The following is a 1528-nucleotide window of genomic DNA, read 5'->3' on the forward strand; positions in this document are numbered from 1 at the left end:
GTCTACTGAACAAATACCAATTTTTGCTGCGGCAATAAAAAGTGCAAAATCCGCCCAAACAGGCGCGAAAGGGTATGCTGGATTTTACGCAGATTCAACACTACAATCGACATGGCAAGCGTAAAACCTACGGTCTCCGCCAGTTTCGTTTTCACTTTTCCAAGGTTGCATTTGCGTTTTGCAAAGCTGAATTGTCGTTCAACCTCTATCCGTTCATTCTGGTCGAAATGGGTCTGCCGCCTGTCGCGCTGCTCGTCCCTTCTCGGTCTTCCCAATGCCGGACCGCTGAGCCGGATTCCGTGCAGTTTGCAGTAGCTGAGGTTTTCGCGGTTTCGGTAAATCTTGTCCGCCAGCACGCGCTCCGGATAATGTCCCTCACGGGCTCTGTAACGCTCTATGGTTTCAACCAGCTTTGTGGCTTCGTTGTAGGCATCAAATGACCAGTACTCCAACCTTGCCCATCCATTGGATACACTGATATCTAGTTTTGCCCCGAACTCCACCGGCTTTCCGGCTTTTCCGCGTACGATTGGTCGGATGAACGGCTGACTTACACTGACAATCCTGTCAGGAACGGAATGTGTATGGTTGTCATACATGTACTTCTGCTGTTCGTAAATTTTTCGCAGTGTTTCAAGCCGAAGCTGCTGCTTTTGGGATAGCTTCAGGCCGGATTGCAGCATAGAATCGACGATGGAAAGGTCTCTGCGGAGATACTGGAGTTGCTTACGGATTGCTTCGCGCGTCTTCTTCACGTTGTGCTTGCGGCTGCGCATATACTTGAGGCTGTCCTTGTGGGCCTTGTTGCGATAGGTTCTGGGTTTCTCTTCCACGCTCTGCTCCTGCAGCGTATCAATGATCTGCTCTGCATTTTCACGCGCCTCGTTCAAAAGCGACACATCCTGCGGAAATCGGATATCAGACGGCGCGCAGGTTGCATCCACAATCAGAGTGCCGCTGTTACCACCGCCTGTGGGAGTGTTATGGTCGTCGTTGTTCTCTGATGTGGTTACAGTTTTGAGTATCATCTCGTTGATTTCTCCCAGCACTTCCGGCGTCAGGCGCTTACGGAAGTACACCATAAGAGATGGGTCAAAGGGCTGCTTGCTGTCGTCGTAGCCGGGATTGCCGCAGAAGTATTGAAAATACGGATTCTCCTGAATCTGCAGAGCCGTTTCTTCGTCGGAAAAACCGTACTCCGCCTGAATGATGCAGGCTCCTAAGGCTAAGCGTAGTGGCTTTGCCACATTGCCCTTGCGATTGGTGAACAGCTTGGCATAGCGTTTCTCAATATCCAGCCAGGGTATTGTCTGTGCCTTTTTGACCCAGCGATTGCTTTCTTTCAGATTCATGCCTGCCGGTTGATTGAAGTCAGAAAGGCTGATCTGACCGTTACTGTATCGATACATGGCCGCCTCCAAGTGCAAGGTTTTTCGCGTGTTTTCCCGTTTTTCCTTGCACTTATTATACCGCAGAAACGGCGCTATTTCTTGATATCACGTGGCCTTTTTTTTGTTCAGTGGACATT

Annotated in this window: 1 protein-coding gene; it reads right to left on the minus strand. The window is 50.1% G+C overall.

The window, feature by feature from the left end:
* Positions 1-2: 2 nt before the first annotated feature.
* A complete protein-coding gene (locus TQ39_RS19830) occupies positions 3-1409 on the minus strand; it encodes an IS5 family transposase (RefSeq protein WP_009325351.1) in 1407 nt (468 codons plus the stop codon).
* Positions 1410-1528: the final 119 nt, after the last annotated feature.

This window comes from Ruthenibacterium lactatiformans (assembly GCF_000949455.1).
GTDB lineage: Bacteria > Bacillota > Clostridia > Oscillospirales > Ruminococcaceae > Ruthenibacterium > Ruthenibacterium lactatiformans.

What these genes read in the sequence shown, in the direction of transcription:
- TQ39_RS19830 (WP_009325351.1), bottom strand. Translation starts at nt 1,409, where the DNA reads ATGTATCGATACAGTAACGGTCAGATCAGCCTTTCTGACTTCAATCAA.